At 71.0% G+C, this 17,363-nt stretch carries 13 protein-coding genes and 1 pseudogene; 5 read left to right on the top strand and 9 right to left on the bottom strand.

Annotation, left to right across the window (positions count from 1 at the left end; translation table 11 throughout):
• Positions 1-391: 391 nt before the first annotated feature.
• Positions 392-2,797: a DNA helicase PcrA gene (pcrA, locus tag ACWD5O_RS20865; protein ID WP_450086271.1), complete on the bottom strand. Its 2,406-nt coding sequence runs from the start codon at positions 2,795-2,797 to the stop codon at positions 392-394.
• A gap of 457 nt (positions 2,798-3,254) precedes the next feature.
• On the opposite strand from pcrA, the gene ACWD5O_RS20860 reads away from it, so the two are divergent.
• Positions 3,255-3,560 (top strand): chorismate mutase, encoded by a 306-nt coding sequence (locus ACWD5O_RS20860; protein ID WP_450086279.1) that lies wholly within the window; start codon positions 3,255-3,257, stop codon positions 3,558-3,560.
• Positions 3,561-3,721: 161 nt separating this feature from the next.
• On the opposite strand, the gene ACWD5O_RS20855 is transcribed toward ACWD5O_RS20860, so the two are convergent.
• From ACWD5O_RS20855 to ACWD5O_RS20835, 5 genes are all read right to left on the bottom strand, one after another.
• A complete protein-coding gene (locus ACWD5O_RS20855) occupies positions 3,722-4,738 on the bottom strand; it encodes an ABC transporter ATP-binding protein (protein ID WP_354964703.1) in 1,017 nt (338 codons plus the stop codon).
• Positions 4,731-5,759 (bottom strand): ABC transporter ATP-binding protein, encoded by a 1,029-nt coding sequence (locus ACWD5O_RS20850; RefSeq protein WP_354964879.1) that lies wholly within the window; start codon positions 5,757-5,759, stop codon positions 4,731-4,733. Before ACWD5O_RS20850 ends, ACWD5O_RS20855 begins: the two co-directional genes overlap by 8 nt.
• A 26-nt stretch (positions 5,760-5,785) precedes the next feature.
• On the bottom strand, positions 5,786-6,754 hold the full coding sequence (locus ACWD5O_RS20845) for an ABC transporter permease (protein WP_354964704.1): 969 nt from the start codon (positions 6,752-6,754) through the stop codon (positions 5,786-5,788).
• A complete protein-coding gene (locus tag ACWD5O_RS20840) occupies positions 6,747-7,673 on the bottom strand; it encodes an ABC transporter permease (RefSeq protein WP_354964705.1) in 927 nt (308 codons plus the stop codon). The genes ACWD5O_RS20845 and ACWD5O_RS20840 overlap by 8 nt, the downstream gene beginning before the upstream one ends.
• Positions 7,674-7,821: 148 nt before the next feature.
• A complete protein-coding gene (locus ACWD5O_RS20835; RefSeq protein WP_354964706.1) occupies positions 7,822-9,459 on the bottom strand; it encodes a peptide ABC transporter substrate-binding protein in 1,638 nt (545 codons plus the stop codon).
• Between the two features lie 432 nt (positions 9,460-9,891).
• Here ACWD5O_RS20835 and ACWD5O_RS20830 point away from each other — a divergent pair, with 432 nt between their 5' ends.
• Positions 9,892-10,155 (top strand): PIG-L family deacetylase, encoded by a 264-nt coding sequence (locus tag ACWD5O_RS20830; protein ID WP_354964707.1) that lies wholly within the window; start codon positions 9,892-9,894, stop codon positions 10,153-10,155.
• Here the strand turns inward: ACWD5O_RS20830 and ACWD5O_RS20825 are convergent.
• Positions 10,113-10,799 (bottom strand): response regulator, encoded by a 687-nt coding sequence (locus ACWD5O_RS20825; protein ID WP_172899192.1) that lies wholly within the window; start codon positions 10,797-10,799, stop codon positions 10,113-10,115. The two genes, ACWD5O_RS20830 and ACWD5O_RS20825, sit on opposite strands and share 43 nt — an antisense overlap.
• A 2-nt stretch (positions 10,800-10,801) precedes the next feature.
• Positions 10,802-12,067 (bottom strand): PspC domain-containing protein, encoded by a 1,266-nt coding sequence (locus ACWD5O_RS20820; RefSeq protein WP_354964880.1) that lies wholly within the window; start codon positions 12,065-12,067, stop codon positions 10,802-10,804.
• A 158-nt stretch (positions 12,068-12,225) separates the two neighbouring features.
• Here ACWD5O_RS20820 and ACWD5O_RS20815 point away from each other — a divergent pair, with 158 nt between their 5' ends.
• The 3 genes and pseudogenes from ACWD5O_RS20815 (at position 12,226) to ACWD5O_RS20805 (ending at position 16,116) form a co-directional block, all read left to right on the top strand.
• Positions 12,226-14,097 (top strand): PspC domain-containing protein, encoded by a 1,872-nt coding sequence (locus ACWD5O_RS20815; RefSeq protein WP_450086270.1) that lies wholly within the window; start codon positions 12,226-12,228, stop codon positions 14,095-14,097.
• Positions 14,094-14,342 (top strand): annotated as a pseudogene (locus tag ACWD5O_RS20810) (hypothetical protein); the annotation flags it as partial. The gene ACWD5O_RS20815 and the pseudogene ACWD5O_RS20810, both read left to right, overlap by 4 nt.
• A gap of 520 nt (positions 14,343-14,862) precedes the next feature.
• Complete coding sequence (locus ACWD5O_RS20805; RefSeq protein ID WP_450086269.1) at positions 14,863-16,116, top strand: phosphatidylserine decarboxylase; 1,254 nt, start codon at positions 14,863-14,865, stop codon at positions 16,114-16,116.
• Positions 16,117-16,180: 64 nt separating this feature from the next.
• On the opposite strand, the gene ACWD5O_RS20800 is transcribed toward ACWD5O_RS20805, so the two are convergent.
• Positions 16,181-17,119, bottom strand: a complete 939-nt coding sequence (locus tag ACWD5O_RS20800) for a CDP-alcohol phosphatidyltransferase family protein (RefSeq protein WP_354964881.1) — start codon at positions 17,117-17,119, stop codon at positions 16,181-16,183.
• Positions 17,120-17,363 lie beyond the last annotated feature (244 nt).

The raw sequence follows: 17,363 nt of genomic DNA, 5'->3' as shown, positions 1-17,363 counted from the left end.
GTCAGCGGATGAGGGCGCGGGTGAGGAGGTGCTGCAGGACGTCCTGCTCTTAGGGGGCCCGAGAACCAGCGCAGAGCTCCAGGCTCACACGCCGATCACCGACATCTGTGGTGAGGACCTACTGCCGGCTGTAGGTTCTCGTACAACACCGGCGCTTTCCCGCGGAGGCGCACCGCGCCGACGTCACCGCCAAGCTCGCTGAGCTACAGGAAAACCTCAAGAGTGAGCTCGCAGTAGCCGATTGGACCGGTCACACCTCGACCGGGTACTGATCCACACGACATCACGGAAAGAGTGGCGTCCGCGCTGCCGGAGGCCACTCTTTCCGCAACATAGTGCGATCTTGGGCGGGCGGGCCAGATACGCCGGGCGACGTCTCGGCCCGGCCGGGTCAGAGCTTGTCGATCGGGGCGTGCCGCAGCACCAGCCACATGGTCTGGTCACCGAAGTCGATCTGCGCGCGGGCACCGGGGCCGTGCCCCTCGACGGCGACGACCCGCCCCAACCCGTACCGCTGGTGGTTGACCCGGTCGCCCGCCGACACCTTCGGCCCCTGGGGCAGCTCGCTGGCCGTGGTCAGTCGGCTGCCGTCCACCCCGAGGCGCTTGGCCAACTGCGCCGCCTTCGGCGTGCCCCCGCTGAAGGTGCCCCGCACGCCGGGCGCGCGGTCCGCACGACCACCGACGCCGCCGCCCCCACCGGCCCATGAGGTGTACGACCCCTCGGTGCGCTCCCAGTGCACCAGCTCCGGCGGCAGCTCCTCCAGGAACCGCGACGGAGGGTTGTAGGCCGGCTGCCCCCAGGCCGAGCGGGTCACCGCCCGGGAGAGGTAGAGCCGCTGTCGGGCCCGGGTGATGCCGACGTACGCCAGCCGGCGCTCCTCCTCCAGCTCGCGGGTGTCGCCCAGCGAACGCAGGTGCGGGAAGACGCCGTCCTCCAGCCCGGTCAGGAAGACCACCGGGAACTCCAACCCCTTGGCGGTGTGCAGCGTCATCAGGGTGACCACGCCCTGATGGTCGGGGTCGTCGGAGGGGATCTGGTCGGCGTCGGCGACCAGTGCGACCTGCTCCAGGAAGCCCGCCAGGGTGGCCCGCTCGCCCTCGGCGCCGGTCGCCTCGATCCGCTCGGTGAACTCCCGGGCGACGCTGACCAGCTCCTGGAGGTTGTCCACCCGGCCGGCGTCCTGCGGGTCCAGGCTCTCCTCCAGCTCGCTGAGGTAGCCCGAGCGGGTCAGCAGCGCCTCCAGGACCTCCTCCGGAGTGCCGGTCTCGGCCAGCTCCCGGGCACCATCGAGCAGCGCCACGAAGTCGGCGATGCCGTTGGCCGCCCGGCTGGAGATGCCCGGCGCCTCGCGGGCCCGGCGCAGCGCCGCGCCGAAGGAGATCCGGTCGCGGCTGGAGAGCGCCTCGACGCACGCCTCCGCTCGGTCGCCGATCCCCCGGCGCGGGGTGTTCAGCACCCGCCGCAGGCTCACCGTGTCGTCGTCGTTGACCACCGAACGCAGGTACGCGAGCGCGTCGCGGACCTCCTTGCGCTCGTAGAAGCGCACCCCGCCGACCACCTTGTAGGGCAGGCCGACCCGGATGAACACCTCCTCGAAGACCCGGGACTGGGCGTTGGTGCGGTAGAAGACGGCGACGTCGCCGGGGCGGGTCTCGTCGGCGTCGACCAGCCGGTCGATCTCCCGGGCCACCCAGTCCGCCTCGGCGTGCTCGGTGTCGGCCACGTAGCCGACGATTTGCTCGCCGGCGCCAGCCTCGCTCCACAGCCGCTTCGGCTTGCGGGAGGTGTTCCGGTCGATCACCGCGTTGGCCGCGTTCAGGATGGTCTGGGTGGAGCGGTAGTTCTGCTCCAGCAGGATCGTCCGCGCGTCGGTGAAGTCCCGCTCGAACTCCAGGATGTTGCGGATCGTCGCGCCCCGGAACGCGTAGATCGACTGGTCGGCGTCACCGACCACGCACAGCTCGGCCGGCTCCAGCCCCTCGGTGCCGGAGACCAGCTCCTTGATCAGCGTGTACTGCGCGTGGTTGGTGTCCTGGTATTCGTCGACCAGGACGTGCCGGAACCGGCGACGGTAGCTCTCGGCCACGTGTGGATGAGACTGGAGCAGGTGCACCGTGGTCATGATCAGGTCGTCGAAGTCGAGCGCGTGCGCCTCGCGCAGCCGCCGCTGGTAGAGCGTGTACGCCTCGGCGAGCGCCCGCTCGTTGGGCCCCTTGGCCCGCTGCGCGAACTGCTCCGGGTCGACCAACTCGTTCTTCAGGTTGGAGACCTGGGCGGCCAGCCCGCGCGCCGGATAGCGCTTCGGGTCGAGGTCCAGCTCGCGGGTGACCAGCTGCATCAGCCGGCGTGAGTCGTCCGCGTCGTAGATCGAGAACGTGGACTTGAGCCCGGCGTGCTCGTGCTCGGCCCGCAGGATCCGGACACACGCGGAGTGGAACGTCGACACCCACATCAGCCGGGCCCGCGGGCCGACCAGCGCGGCCACCCGCTCCTTCATCTCGCCGGCGGCCTTGTTGGTGAAGGTGATGGCGATGATCTCGCCGGGGTGCACGTCCCGCGCGGCGAGCAGGTAGGCGATCCGGTGGGTGAGCACCCGGGTCTTGCCCGACCCGGCACCGGCGACGATCAACAGCGGAGAGCCGGCGTGGGTGACCGCGTCGCGCTGCGGCCCGTTCAGCCCGGCGAGCAACTGCTGCGGATCGAGGCGGACGGCGGCCGGCCGGGACCGGTCCGGACGGGCCGGCGCGGACTCCGGCGCAGGCGGGGACGCGGGAATGTCGAAGAGAGGATGCATCGCGCGACAAGTCTATGCCGCCGGCCAGACACTTCCCGACCGCGCGGTGTCGTCGCCGGCGCGCCCGCCCCCCGACGGAGAACGATGACGGTGGAAGCAACCTGGTGGTCACACCAGGGCCCGACCGCAGAACGTGCCGGAGCCGAGGAGGTGCCTGTTGACGCCGACTCCTTGCGCACAGGCGGGTGCATGGGCATACTCGACGGCGTGTTCGCTCAGCGCTACTACTTTTACTACGGCACCGGGAGTCCGGCAGCCGTAGGTCGCGCCTGATCGATCAGACCTGCGAAAGCCCCGGGCTCCTGGAGCCCGGGGCCTTTTCGTCCCGGGATCCGGGCACCGGGCACGACAGTGCGAGAGGTACCCGATGATGACAGACGTGGCGGAGCAGAGCGGCGGGCCGGTCCGACCAGGGGCTGCGCAGCCCCCGGTCAACGGGAGCGAGCCCCCGGTGGGAATGGCGCCACCGGCCGAGGACGGCGGGCCGACCGAGGCACGGACCGGCACCGCGGAGCCGGCCGCCGCCGCACGGATCGTGCAGATCAGGGAACGCATCGACGAGATCGACAACGCGTTGATCTCGCTCTGGCACGAGCGGGCCACGCTGTCTCAGGAGGTCGGGGCGACCCGGATGGCCTCCGGCGGGACGCGCCTGGTGCTCTCCCGGGAACGGGAGATCCTGGAGCGTTTCCGGGTCGCGCTCGGCGCCGACGGCACCCAACTGGCACTGCTGCTGCTCCGAGCGGGGCGCGGCCCACTGTGAGCCGCACGGGCCGGCCCCGGCTCGGGTGGCCGCCGCTCAACGGCCCACGCTGCGACCGGGCCGACGCCACCGTCCGGCTCCGAAGCAGGCAGCCGGGCGCCCGGGACAAACGACACCGCCTGCCGTCGTCGTGGTGACGTCGGCAGGCGGTTCCGGGTGACTCAGGCGGCCTCGTGGCTCGCGACGATCTCGCGCTTCTCCGCGAAGTGGCAGGCGCTCGGGTGATCCGAGCTCCGCCGGATCTCCAGCAGCGGGACCTGCTCGGCGCAGACGTCCTGCGCCTTCCAGCAGCGGGTCCGGAACCGGCAGCCCGAGGGCGGGCTGATCGGCGACGGCACGTCACCGGTGAGCCGGATGATCGTCTTGTTGTTCCGCTGGGTCGGGTCCGGCACCGGCACCGCCGAGAGCAGCGCCTGGGTGTACGGGTGGGTCGGCCGCTCGTAGATCTCGTCCTCGGTGCCGATCTCAACGATCTTGCCGAGGTACATCACCGCGACGCGGTCCGAGAGGTGGCGGACCACCGACAGGTCGTGGGCGATGAAGACGTACGAGAGCCCGAACTCGCCCTGCAACTGCTCCAGCAGGTTCATCACCTGGGCCTGGATGGACACGTCCAGCGCCGACACCGGCTCGTCGCAGACGATCACCTCGGGCCGCAGCGCGAGCGCCCGGGCGATGCCGATGCGCTGGCGCTGACCGCCGGAGAACTGGTGCGGGTACCGGTTGATGTGCTCCGGGTTGAGCCCGACCAGGTCGAGCAGTTCCCTGACCTTCGCCCGACGGCTGCCCTTCGGCGCCACCTCCGGGTGGATCTCGAACGGCTCACCGAGCAGGTCACCGACGGTCATCCGGGGGTTGAGCGAGGTGTACGGGTCCTGCATCACCAGCTGGATCTGCCGACGGAGGCGCCGCAGCGCACCGCCGGAGAGCTTGGAGATGTCCTGGCCCTTGTAGACCACGCTGCCGGCGGTCGGCCGCTCCAGGTTCATCAGAACCCGGGCGAGGGTCGACTTGCCGCAGCCGGACTCACCGACCACACCCAGCGTCTCACCGGCACGGAGGCCGAACGAGACCCCGTCGACCGCCTTGACCTGACCGACGGTCTTCTTGAACACCACGCCCTGGGTGACGGGGTAGTGCTTGACCAGGTCACGGACCTCGATGATGTTCTCAGACACGGTTCACCAGCTCCTCGGCGAAGTGGCAGGCGCTGGCCCGTGCGGTGCCCACCTGCAGCAGCGGCGGGAGCTTCTCCCGGCACACCGGCTGAGCCATGGGACAGCGCGGGTTGAACGGGCAGCCCGGCGGGATGTTCATCAGGTTCGGCGGGAGGCCCTTGATCGTCCGGAGCTGCTGCCCCTTCTCGTCCATACGCGGAATCGAGTCGATCAGACCCAACGTGTACGGGTGCGCCGGCTTGGCGTACAGGTCGTACACGTCGGCTTCCTCGACGATCCGGCCCGCGTACATGACCGCGATCCGGTCCGCGACGTCGGCGACCACGCCGAGGTCGTGGGTGATCAGGATCATGCCCATCTGCCGCTCACGCTGAAGCTCGGCGAGCAGGTCCATGATCTGGGCCTGCACGGTCACGTCGAGCGCGGTGGTCGGCTCGTCCGCGATCAGCACCTCAGGGTCGAGCGCCAGCGACATCGCGATCATGGCGCGCTGCCGCATACCGCCGGAGAACTGGTGCGGATAGTTGCTGAACCGGTCCTTGGCGTTCGGGATCTTGACCTGGTCAAGCATCTCGATGGCGCGCTTCTTGGACTCCGCGCGACCCATGCCCCGCCGGACCCGGAACTGCTCGGCGATCTGGAACCCGACGGTGAAGACCGGGTTCAGCGCGGAGAGCGCGTCCTGGAAGATCATCGCGATGCCCTCACCGCGGATGCGGCGGCGCTCCTCGTTGGACATGCGGAGCATGTCCTTGCCGTGGAAGCGGACCTGCCCACCGGTGACGAAGCCGGGCGGGGTGTCGAGGATGCCCATGATGGTCTGCGCCGTGACGCTCTTACCGGAGCCGGACTCGCCGAGCACGGCGAGGGTCTCCCCCGCGTCGACGTGGTACGTGACCCCGTTGATGACCTTGGCGACGCCGTCCCGGGTACGGAACTCCACCCGCAGGTCTTCGACCTCGAGCAGCCGGCCGGAGGGACGTCCGGAGCCGCCGGTTCCCGGCGCGGACTGCTCAGACACGAGAATGTCGGACAACTGGATCTCCCCTAGCGGAGTTTCGGATCGAGGGCCTCGCGGACCGCCTCACCGAGCATCACGAAGCTCAGCACGGCGGTGACGAGGAACGCGGCGGGGAAGAACACCAGCCCCGGCGCGACCCGGATGAACTGCTGCCCGTCGCTGATCATGATGCCCCAGGACACCACCGGCGACTTCAGGCCGACGCCCAGGAACGACAGGGTGGCCTCGGCGCCGATGAACGAGCCGACCATGATCGTGCCGTAGACCAGCAGCGGGGCCAGGCAGTTCGGCAGCAGGTGCTTGAGGATGATCCGGCCGGTGCCGGCACCCAACGCGCGTGCCGCGACGATGTAGTCGGCCTCCTTGGTGGCCAGCACCGAGGAACGCATCAGCCGCATCACGACCGGCCAGCTCAGCACCATCAGGGAGGCGATCACCAGGCCCATGATCTGGGCCTTGCTGTTGCCGGAGTTCGAGCCGTTGAACGTGGTCAGGATGACGATCGCGCCGAGCACGAAGGGCAGGCCGAAGAAGACATCGGCGATCCGGCTGAGCAGAGCGTCCACCCAGCCACCGCGGTAGCCGGCGATGATGCCCATGGCACCACCGACCAGCAGGGTGCCGAGCACGGAGAGCACGGCGACCACGATGGAGGCACGCGCGCCGTAGATGACCCGGGCGTAGACGTCCCGACCCTGCACGTCGTAACCGAACCAGCCATCAGCGGACGGCTTGTTGAGGCTCCGGGACAGCGTGCCGTTGACCGCGTCGCCCGGGGCGAACAGCGCCGGGAAGGCCGCCATCAGCAGGAAGATCACGATCAGCGTGGCCGAGATCCAGAACAGCGGCTTGCGCCGCAGGTCCCGCCAGGCGTCACCGAGCAGGCCGCGCGGCTTCTCGTTGCTCTGCGGCAGGCCAGCGGTGGTGGGGGCGCCGGCGTCGGTCGGCTGCGCGGGAGGGGTGCTGACGATCGATGCGGTACTCGGGTCACTCATAGCGGATCCTCGGGTCCAGGGCGGCGTAGAGCAGGTCAACCAGCAGGTTCATCACGAGATAGACCAGCACGAGGACGACCACGATCCCTACCACGGTAGCGCTTTCCTTGGTGACGATCGCGCGGAAGACCTGGCGGCCGATTCCGTTGATACCGAAGATGCCCTCGGTGACGATCGCGCCGCCCATCAGGGCACCGAGGTCGGTGCCGAGCAGGGTGACCACCGGGATGAGCGAGTTGCGCAGCAGGTGCACGCCCACCACCCGGCGCATCGGGAGGCCCTTGGCGATGGCGGTACGCACGTAGTCGGCGCGGCGGTTCTCCGCGATGCTCGTTCGTGCCACCCGGGCGATGTACGCCACTGACGCGCTACCGAGCACGAAGCCCGGCACGATCAGCTCGGAGAGCCGCATCTCGGAGGAGACGGTCGGCTTGATGATGCCCCACTGCACGCCGAGCAGCCACTGAAGGACGAAGCCGACGACGAAGACCGGCAGCGCGATCAGGAACAGCGTGGAGACCAGGACCAGGTTGTCCAGGAACCCGTTGCGCCGCAGACCGGTCAGCACGCCGGCGCCGAGGCCGATCACGGCCTCGATGCTGAGCGCCACCAGGGCCAGCTTCAGCGTGTTCGGGTACGACGTCAGGATGATGTCACTGATCTCGCGCTGCGAGAACGTCTGACCGAAGTCGCCCTGGAGCAGGTTCTTCATGTAGTTCGCGTACTGCACGAAGACGTTCTGGTCCAGGTGGTACTTCTCGGTCATGAAGGCGATGTACTGGTCCGGGCAGCGGCGGTCACCGCACTTGCCGGCGAACGGATCGCCCGGAACGGCCCAGACGAGGGCGTAGATCATGAACGTCGTACCGATGAAGACCGGCACGAGTTGGAGCAGCCGTCTCAACAGATAACGGCCCATGGGGTGGTCCTCCAGACAGGGGGCGCGTCGGACGGCCGACACGGTGGTGACAACGTGGCGAGTGGATGTTGTAACACTCACTCGCGGAACGGCCCCGGGTCGGGCTCACCGGATGTGGCGAGCCCGACCCGGGGTCAGACCGTTCGGATCAGAGCTCGACCGAGGTGATGTCGAGTTCGCCGACGTTGTTCAGCTCGAGCTTCTTGACCTTCTCCGAGTGGCCGGACTGCTGGCCGTAGAAGTAGACCGGGATGCTCGGCACGTCCTGGTCGACCAGCTCGACGGCCTTGGAGAACTGCTCGTGCGAGGCCTCCAGGCTCGGTGCGGCACCGGCGGCCTTGGCCAGGGTGTCGACCTGCGGGTTGCTGTAGAGGCCGTCGTTCGAGGAGCCACCAGTCACGTAGAGCGGGTTGATCCAGTTCTCCACGTCCGGGTAGTCCTGCTGCCAGGCGGCGCGGTACGGGCCGGTCATCTTGTGCGCGTTGACCTGCTGGCGGAAGACCGCGAACGTCGGCATGCCCTCTGCGCGAGCCTCGATGCCGAGGTTGGTCTTGACCTGCTGCGCAACAGCGTCCATCCAGTCCTTGTGGCTGGAGTCCGTGTTGTAGTAGAAGACCATCTCGCCCGTGAAGCCACCGGCCTCGGCCAGGAGCCGCTTGGCCTCGGCGGCGTCGAACTTGCAGGCGGTGCAGTTACCCGGCTTGGCACCCGGGGTCAGCGGGTTCGCCCAGCTGTCGGCCGGCTTGCGGGTACCGAAGAAGATCTTGTCCGTGACCTCCTGGCGGTTGATCGACAGCGACACGGCACGACGCAGCTTCGGGTTCTGGAAGCGCTTGTCGTAGATCGGGAACGCGATCAGGCCGGTCGTCGGCGTGGTGGTCGACAGGCCCCGCTCGCCGAGGTCGGTCTTCCACTTGTCACCGGCGAGCGCCGAGGTGGGGATCGACTCCAGGAAGTCCAGGTTGTTGGCCAGCAGGTCGTTGTAGGCCGCCGTCTCGTCCTGGTACAGCTTGACGTCGACGTCCTTGACCTTCATGGTGTCGCGCAGGTTGTAGTCGTCGAAGCGCGTCAGCTTGATGAGGACGTTGTCGTCCCACGACACGAACTTCACCGGGCCGTTGCCGATCGGCTTCTTGCCGAACTCCTCGGGCTTCTGGGTGAAGAACACGTCCGGCAGCGGCATGAAGGCGCTGTAGCCGAGCTTGGTCGGGAAGACCGCGGTCGGGGCCGCCAGGGTGACCTCGAAGGTCTGGTCGTCGACGACCTTCAGGCCGGACAGCTTCTCGGCCGTCGGCGCCGGAGCCTTCTTCGGGCCCTCGCCGTCCGGGTCCGACGTGTAGGTCTTGTCGAAGCCCGCGATGTCCGAGAAGAAGGAGCCGTTCTGCGCACCGTTCGGCGAGTAGGCGGCCCAGTTCCAGGCGTCGACGAAGTTCTTCGCCTTCACCTCGGTACCGTCGTGGAACTTGGTACCCTTCTTGATCTTGATCGTGAAGACCTTGGAGTCCGTGGTGTTGATGGACTCCGCCAGCGCGTTGCGCGGGGCCCCACCGTCGTTCGGGTACTCGACCAGGCCGGTCCACATCCAGTCGATGATCTTGCCACCGCCGGTCTCCGTCGTGTTCGACGGGACCAGCGGGTTCTCCGGCTGGACGCCGTGGATAACGATCGAGCCGTCCTTGCTGGCGGCGGCGTCGCCGTCACCGTCACCGCTCGAGCAACCGCTCGCGACAAGCGCGGCAGCCGCGCTGAGCGCGATCGCGCTCGTCGCCCGCTTCGAGACTCTCATTCCGAGGGGCCTCCTCTTTCTAAACCTGGTTCCGTCGTGGGTTTCACGCACGTCTGGGGGTGACACCGCCCGACCACCCCGGGGCGCGGGTCGCCGGGTTCACAGGGAAGCTGGAGACACCCCTGATGTTCCGATCCGCCGGGCTCCCCCACCGACGAGGTACGACCCGACGCAGGCGACACAGCCACGAACCGGCCGCGAAATAGCGGAGGTCGTGGTCGTGGGCCGTACGGAGTGCCGCACACCGAGGGTGAGGTGCTGCCACTGTGACACTCACTTGCCGCTTCCGTGAAGGTGCCGTTATCAAGCCGTTAGTTGCCCGCCACGTTGCCGATACCTGAAAAATGATCAGAAACCGGTTGGGTCGGGCAGCTCTGAGCAGGAAATACGTGGCCCAGCCGGACACCGCCGCCGCGCGCGGGGTCGGGATCTATGAGCTTTCCCGCGTCCGCTCCGGTGCTGTCCGACGGCCGGCCCGCGCCGGCCGTCTTTGCCCATCCGGACGATGCCGCCTTCGGCTGCACAGGCAAGATTGCCGGCTGGGTGGACGAGGGCGCCGACGTCGCTTTTCTGATCATCACCCGGGCGACGCCGGCGGATTCGACGACACAGACCGGGCCGAGATGCACCGGCTGCGCGTGGCGGAACCCGGGTCACACGAGGCGGCGGTCCGCCGCCCATCGCGAGAGTTCGTAGCGGTTGGACATCTGGAGCTTGCGCAGCACGTTCGACACGTGCGTCTCCACCGTCTTGATGGAGATGAACAGCTCCTTCGCGATCTCCTTGTACGCGTACCCCCGAGCGAGCAGCCGGAGCACCTCCCGCTCCCGGTTGGTGAGCTGGTCCAACTCCGGGTCGGCCACCGGGGCGTCCGGCCGGGCCGCGAAGGCGTCCAGGACGAACCCGGCCAGCCGAGGGCTGAACACCGCGTCACCGTCAGCGACCCGACGGATCGCCGCGGCCAGCTCGTCCGGCGAGATGGTCTTGGTGACGTAACCACGGGCGCCGGCCCGGATCAGCCCGATCACGTCCTCCGCCGCGTCGGAGACGCTCAGCGCCAGGAACTTGACCTGCGGATGGCTGCGCCGCATCGCCTCCAGCACCGCGCGCCCGCCGCCGTCGGGCATGTGCACGTCGAGCAGCACCACGTCCGGTCCGGTCGCGGCGATCCGGGTGACCGCCTCGGCCACCGTGCTCGCCTCGCCCACCACCTCGACGTGGGCGCCCAGCTCCGCGCGCACCCCGGCCCGGAACATCGCATGGTCGTCCACCAGGAACACCCGCAGCCGCTCGGGGCGGGCGTCCGCCGGGTCGAGGTGCTCCATCGACTGCTCGGCCATGGTCATCTGTTCCTCTCCGCTGCGGACGAGTCCCGGGAGATCGGCAGGATCAACCGGACCTCTGTCCCCTCCCCCGGGCCGGACCGGATTTCGGCCCGTCCGCCGTGCCGCTTCATCCGCCCGATGATCGAGCCGCGTACGCCGTGCCGGTGGTCCTCCACGGTATCCGGGTCGAAGCCCGCTCCCCGGTCCCGGACGAAGACGCTGACCTGATCGGGCTCCACCTCGGCGTACAGGGACACGGTCTGCACCCCCGCGTGTCGGGCCGCGTTCACCAGCGCCTCCCGCGCGGCGGCGACCAGCGCGCCGACCCGCTCGTCGTTCTCCCGGTCGCCGACCACCACCGCCTCCACCGTGATCGCGAAGGTGTCCTCGACCTCGGCCGCGGCCTGCTCGAGCGCGGCCGCGAGCCGCTCGTTCGGCGACGCGGTGGGCTTGTAGAGCCAGTTGCGCAGCGAACGTTCCTGCCCCCGGGCCAGCCGCTGCACCGTCTTGACGTCACCGGCGTTGCGCTGGATCAGGGCCAACGTGTGCAGCACCTGGTCGTGCACCATCGCGGCCAGCTCGGCCCGCTCCTGCTCGCGGATGCGCCCCTCGCGCTCCGAGCGGAGCTGGCTGTACGTCCGCCAGAGCACCGGCGCGGCGACCACACCGACCCCGGCCAGCCCGACCAGCGCGAAGATCACGCCGTTGATCACCGCGTCGAAGTTCTGCGCCGGCGAGTAGACCGCCGCGACGCCGATGATGCCGACCGCAACCAGCACCCCGCCGCCGATGAACCGGAGCACGAAGGCCCGCCGGTCGCTCTCCTCGACCACCGCGCCGAGCCAGGGCACCGGCATCGTGTCGCCCCACCGCCGCCGCCGCTCGGGCGCGGACTGGTGCCAGATGACGCCGGCGCCGACCGCGATGATGGCCACCAGCCAGCCGGCGGTGCCCGCCGCGCCGACCGAGTCGAAGACCATCACCTGGATCAGCAGAACCCCGAGCCCGATCCCCACGAACGGCAGGAGCTGGGCCACGTCGCGCCGGCGCGGCACCGCGGTGTCACCGGGCCGTAGCGGCACCACCGCCCAGAAGGCCGCGTAGAGCAGCAGGCCGAGCCCGCTCAGGCCGAGCAGCACCATGAACGCGACCCGCACCCGCAGCACCGAAATGCCGAGGTGGTCGGCGATGCCGGCGGCGACGCCGGCGGCCATTCGGTGCTCGGGGGCGCGGTAGAGGCGCGGGGGCGGTGTCACGATGCTGATCGGAGGCTCCCTGGTCACGGTGGCGGGTCGGGCGAGGTCAGTGGATCCGATCGTCACACGCTGCGGCGTACCGCGACCACGGGGACGCCCCCGACATTCCGGCCGCCCGGATCTCAGGGTGGGGTCAGGGTCGGGTCCTGAGGTCGCTCGGGCCCACCTGGCAGCAGGATCGAGGCATGACCGAGGAAGCTGCCCCGCCGCCCCGACCCGGGTCGGCACAGCCGGGCGGTTCATCACCGCCCTCACCAGCCGCGACACCCGCCGGCTGGGCCGAGCCCACCCAGTTCGGCCCGCCCACCGGCGCCACCACCGGCTTCGACGCGGGTCCGGCCGCCGACCCCACACCGGGCGCTCCGGACAGCGGCTACGGGCCCGGCGGCGCGGGCTACGGGCCCGGCGCCGGCTACGGCGCCGGGTACGCGGCCGGCACCGGCTACGGGGCGGGCGGGGCCGGGGGTACGCCACCCGGGCCGGGTGGTCCCGGGCCGTCGGCGCCGCCGCTGGGCGGGGCCGGCTTCACCTCGCGGTACGGGCTGGTCCGGCCGCGTGAGGGGCGCTACCTGGCCGGGGTCTGCGCGGCCATCGGACGAGCCACCAACACCGATCCGGTGCTCTGGCGGGTGCTGCTCGCGGTGCTCGGGTTCTTCGGCGGCATCGGCATCCTGGTGTACGTCGCCGCCTGGCTGATCATCCCCAACGAGGGCGACACCGCGTCCCCCGTGGAGTCCATGCTCGGACGCGGCCGGTCCAGCATGTCGCCGGTGACCGTGATCATCCTGGGCATCCTGGTCGCGGCCAGCTTCGGCTACATCGTCACCGACGCCTTCCGCGCGGTGCTGCTCGGGGCGGCCATCCTGATCGGCGGTGCGCTACTGCTCAACCGGGACAGCCGAGGGCCACAGCCCGGTGTCCCCGGTGGGGCGGCGCCCTCCGGGCCGATGGGTACGCCGCCCGGGCCCGTCCCGCCGGTCGCCTGGCCGGCGCCGGCCTCCGGCGCCGTGCCGCCCACCGGCCCGCTGGCGACCGCACCGCTGGCCAGCGGCGATCCGGCGTACGCCGGCGCGGCTCCGGGCGGGACGCCGACCCCGCACGCCCCGGTGTACGACGCGCCGGCCGCTTCCGCCCCGCAGCCGGTCACCAGCGCGCAGCCGGTGTCCGGAGTGGGTCCGGTGTCCGGGGGCCCGGCCGCCACGACGGCGCCGCAGGCCGCCTGGCCGGCACCACCGTCCACCACGCAGCGCTGGCCGAGCACCGGCACGCCCAGCGGGGGTTGGCCGTCGGCGCCGGTGACCGGTGCGCCCGCTGCCGGCTACCCGGTCACGCCACCGGCACCGGCCGGATACCGCCCTCCGTTCGCGCCGCACGGGCCGTACGCCGCGCCGGCCGCGTACCCCCCGCGCAAGCCACCGAAGCCGCCGAAGCCGCCGAAGCGACCCCGGGAGCGGTCGCCACTCGGCGCGGTGACGTTCTCGCTGATCTTTCTGGCACTCGGCGTCGTCGCCCTGCTCGACCTGCTGGACGTCTTCGACGTCGGCGCCTCGGCGTACTTCGCCGCCGCGTTGGCCACGATCGCGCTGGGGCTGCTGGTCGGCACCTGGTTCGGCCGGGCCCGCTGGCTGATCGCGCTCGGCCTGGTGACCGCCGCCGCATTGGGAACTGCCACGGTGGCCGAGTCGTACGACCGGATCCGCGGCGTCGACGGCGCGGTCACCTGGGCGCCCACCGACTACCGCGACCTCGCCGACCGGTACGAGAACAGCTTCGGTGACGCCGTGCTCGACCTGCGCGGGATCGACTTCGCGAAGCGGGACAGCCAGGTGACCGTGGCGATCAACTTCGGCCAGGCGACCGTGGTCGTGCCCCCGAACGTGGACGTCACCACGGTGGCGGACGTCAACGCGGGCGACGCCACCATCTTCGGCAACCGGTCCGGCGGGCTGGACGGGCGCCTGCGCGAGTCCACCGACCTGGGCGCGGACGGACCCGGGGGCGGGACACTGCGCCTGTACATCCACGTCAATGCCGGCAACCTGGAGGTGACCCGGTGAAGGCTCACCGTACGGACCTGGTGTCGTTCGCCTTCGGGTTGGTGTTCCTGGGGCTGTCCGCCTGGTGGCTGCTCGCCCAACTGCTCGGGCTCGCACTGCCGCCGGTCGGCTGGTTCCTGGCCGGCGCACTGATCCTGATCGGAGTCTTCGGGCTGGTCGGCGCGCTGCGCTCCGGCCGGCCGGCCCAACCGGGACCGACCGCTCAGGACGCCGTCCCCGCCGAGTCCGCCGTGCCGGTCTCCGGTGCGTCCGCGCCGATCTCCGGCGCGGGCCTGCCGTCCTGGGACGCCGAACGCTCCACCTGGGACGCTCCCACACCGGGACCGGTGGCGGAGACGACCACCGAGATGCGGGCACCGGAGACGCCGACGGCCGAGATGCGGGCACCGGAGACGCCGACCGCCGAGGTGATCCACCCAGCCTGGCTGGCCCACCCGCCGTCGGAGCCGGAGACCACCCCGGTCTCCGATCAGCGCGCCGACGGGGGCGACGAGCCGACCACCGGCCTCCTCGCCGGCCCGGCCGGGGCGGAGGCCGACGAGCCGACCCGGGTCGACCACCCGGCGGACGAGCGGGACGACCAGCGGCGCGAGCCCTGACCCGGCGCCTGCCCGCGCCGGCCTTCTCCACCGCTCCGGCGGTGCGGCCGGCGCGGGCAGGCGCATATGCTGAGCGGTGGAGATCTCGCCTCCGCCGGCCGGCCCGTCCCGCCATGGCGGGCCCCGCCGCGATTCCCGTCTCTACCCCGTCAGGAGCCCGTCCGACATGACCCAGTCCCCCGCCGTGCGTACCACCGGTCGGTCCGGTCCGGTCCGCATCGGCGAGCGAGCCGCCCGTACGCTCGTCACCGAGCTGGCCCGGATCAACGATCCCAAGGTCGCCCTCCTGGTCGGCGCGAGCCCGGAGTCCGCGGTGCTGGCCGCGGCGATCGAGGCGCTGCTCCCCGGTGACCGGCTCACCGTGGTACCCGCCGAGTCGTCCGGCGTCACGGTGCTGCGCGAGCACGTCACCGCCCAGGGCCGGTGGGTCGCCGACCGGGTTCGCGTGATCGACTCGCTGGCCGAGGCGGAGGTCGCCGGGGTGGTCATCGCCGGCGGGGCGTTCACCGGCACCGCCGAGGACACCCGCGGCACCATCGAGACCCTGGTCAAGCACCTGGCCGACGGCGCGGTGCTGAGCGTCGCCACCGCCGCCACGCCCGGTCGGACCACCGGCGCCGCCGCCGAGTTGGCCCGGCAGGACGCCCTCTACGGCGTCGGCGCGGACCTGGTGCTGCGCAACTCGCCGCCGGTCCGGATCTACCGGCTGCGGTTCACCGCGGCCAGCCCGGCCGCGGCCGACCGGTTGGCCCCGGCGCACCGGCCGTCGAGCGTTCCGCTGACCCGTGGCATGCACATCGACTCCAACGGGGTGGCCGCGGCCGGCATCACGCTGGGCCTGGCCGTGCTGGCCCGGGTGGCACGTCCGTCGTCCAAGCTCTGGCTGTTGCCGGCGCTGGCCGCCGGGCCGGTCGCCGCGTTCTTCCGCGACCCGCAGCGCGACGTGCCGGAGGACCCGGCGGCCGTGGTCGCCAGCGCGGACGGGCAGGTCCTGTCGGTGCAGCGACTGCACGACGAACGTTTCGGCGATGGTGAGTGGCTGCGGATCGCGGTCTTCCTGTCCGTGCTGGACGTGCACGTCAACCGGGCGCCGGTCGCCGGCAAGGTGGTGGACTACTTCGTCGCCGACGGCGGCTTCGTCAACGCGATGAAGCCGGACGCCGAGCACAACGTGGCCGCGTACACCGTGCTGGACACCAGCCGCGGCACGGTGGTGGTCGCCCAGCGGACCGGGCTGATCGCCCGCCGGATCGTGCAGCGCGCGCCGATCGGCGCGCTGCTCGCGAAGGGCGAGCGCTTCGGGCTGATCAGGTTCGGCTCCCGGACCGACGTGTACCTGCCGGCCGAGGCCGCCGAGCCGCTGGTCGGACCGGGCGACAAGGTGGTCGGGGGTTCCACGGTCATCGCCCGCTGGCGCTGACCCCGTCCAACGAGAAACGGGGCGCCCGCCGGTCGGCGGGCGCCCCGTTTCCTTTGCGCGCGAATCAGGCGGTACGACGCTGCCGCAGCCAGAGCACCGGCCCGCTGACCAGGTAACCCACCACGATCAGGGCGAACGTGAGCCGGATGTCGACCAGCGCGCCGATCACCGGGGCCAGCCAGAGCCACGGCGGCAGCTTGACCAGCCGGGCGAGCTTGGCGTACGGGAAGCTGGAGACCATCGCGAAGGCGAGCAGCGCCACCCCGGCGACCAGCACGAGGCCGGGGACGGGCAGACCGATCGCGACGGTCACGGCGAGCACCGCGGCCGCCATGGTGGTGGGCACCCCGCAGAAGAAGCGGCCGTCCTTCGGCGAGACGTTGAAACGGGCCAGTCGGATCGCGGCACACGCTGCGACCAGGGCGCAGGCCACCGCCGCCGCGGCCGTCGACACCGAGCCGGCGAGCGAGGCGTAGACCACGACCGGCGCGGCGAGACCGAACGAGCACATGTCGGCCAGTGAGTCCATCTGTGCGCCGAACGGGCTGGCCACACCGAGCCGGCGGGCCAGTGCGCCGTCCAGACCGTCGAAGGCGACACAGGCGATCAGGCAGAGCGCGGCGAGGCGCACCTCACCCTGCATGGCCTGGAAGATGGCGAGCATGCCGAGCATCAGGCTGGCCAGCGTGCACGCGTTGACCAGGCCGAACTTCATCCGGCGGGCGACTGTGCGCTCGCCGGGGAGCAGTGGGATCGACCGGGCCGAAGCCTCGTCGGCGTGCGCCATCGGCGGCAGCGCCGGGCTGACCGGCATGACGGCCTCGATCTCCGACCGCCTGACGTCGAGCGATGAGCGGCCGAGGCGGTCCAGGCCGTAGCGGCGGCGCTGCCGGTCGGCGTACCGGTGCTCGGGCAGCGCCAGGTCGGTGGTCCGCAGGTCGCCGTCGCGGCGGCCCACACGGACCAGCAGCACCTGACGGGCGAACGTGCTGCTGCGGCGCAACCGGCCCGCCCAGCGACGCCCGGCGGGGCGCGGACTGTCAGTCGTACGACGCCGGCGCCATAGGGCTCTCGGCACGTTTCCTCCATCACCGGATCGGCTGCCGCCGTGGGGCGGGTGTCCGGCTGTCTCGTGCCGGACCTTGCGTGGCCCGGCAGCCGTTTTGCGGAGTACACCATCGCATAGGGGAACGGGACTTGGCGATAGCTGCCGGCGGTACTTATATCTGGCTTAAACCGCGCGAACC

The organism is Micromonospora sp. NPDC005161, assembly GCF_053599855.1.
The sequence above is the reverse complement of the archived record's forward strand: the minus strand, read 5'-3'. Positions and strand labels throughout refer to the sequence as shown.

Coding starts and splice junctions, on each gene's coding strand:
- pcrA (WP_450086271.1), bottom strand. CDS start 2,797: ATGCATCCTCTCTTCGACATTCCCGCGTCCCCGCCTGCGCCGGAGTCC.
- ACWD5O_RS20860 (WP_450086279.1), top strand. CDS start 3,255: ATGGCGCCACCGGCCGAGGACGGCGGGCCGACCGAGGCACGGACCGGC.
- ACWD5O_RS20845 (WP_354964704.1), bottom strand. CDS start 6,754: ATGAGTGACCCGAGTACCGCATCGATCGTCAGCACCCCTCCCGCGCAG.
- ACWD5O_RS20840 (WP_354964705.1), bottom strand. CDS start 7,673: ATGGGCCGTTATCTGTTGAGACGGCTGCTCCAACTCGTGCCGGTCTTC.
- ACWD5O_RS20835 (WP_354964706.1), bottom strand. CDS start 9,459: ATGAGAGTCTCGAAGCGGGCGACGAGCGCGATCGCGCTCAGCGCGGCT.
- ACWD5O_RS20830 (WP_354964707.1), top strand. CDS start 9,892: ATGAGCTTTCCCGCGTCCGCTCCGGTGCTGTCCGACGGCCGGCCCGCG.
- ACWD5O_RS20825 (WP_172899192.1), bottom strand. CDS start 10,799: ATGGCCGAGCAGTCGATGGAGCACCTCGACCCGGCGGACGCCCGCCCC.
- ACWD5O_RS20815 (WP_450086270.1), top strand. CDS start 12,226: ATGACCGAGGAAGCTGCCCCGCCGCCCCGACCCGGGTCGGCACAGCCG.
- ACWD5O_RS20805 (WP_450086269.1), top strand. CDS start 14,863: ATGACCCAGTCCCCCGCCGTGCGTACCACCGGTCGGTCCGGTCCGGTC.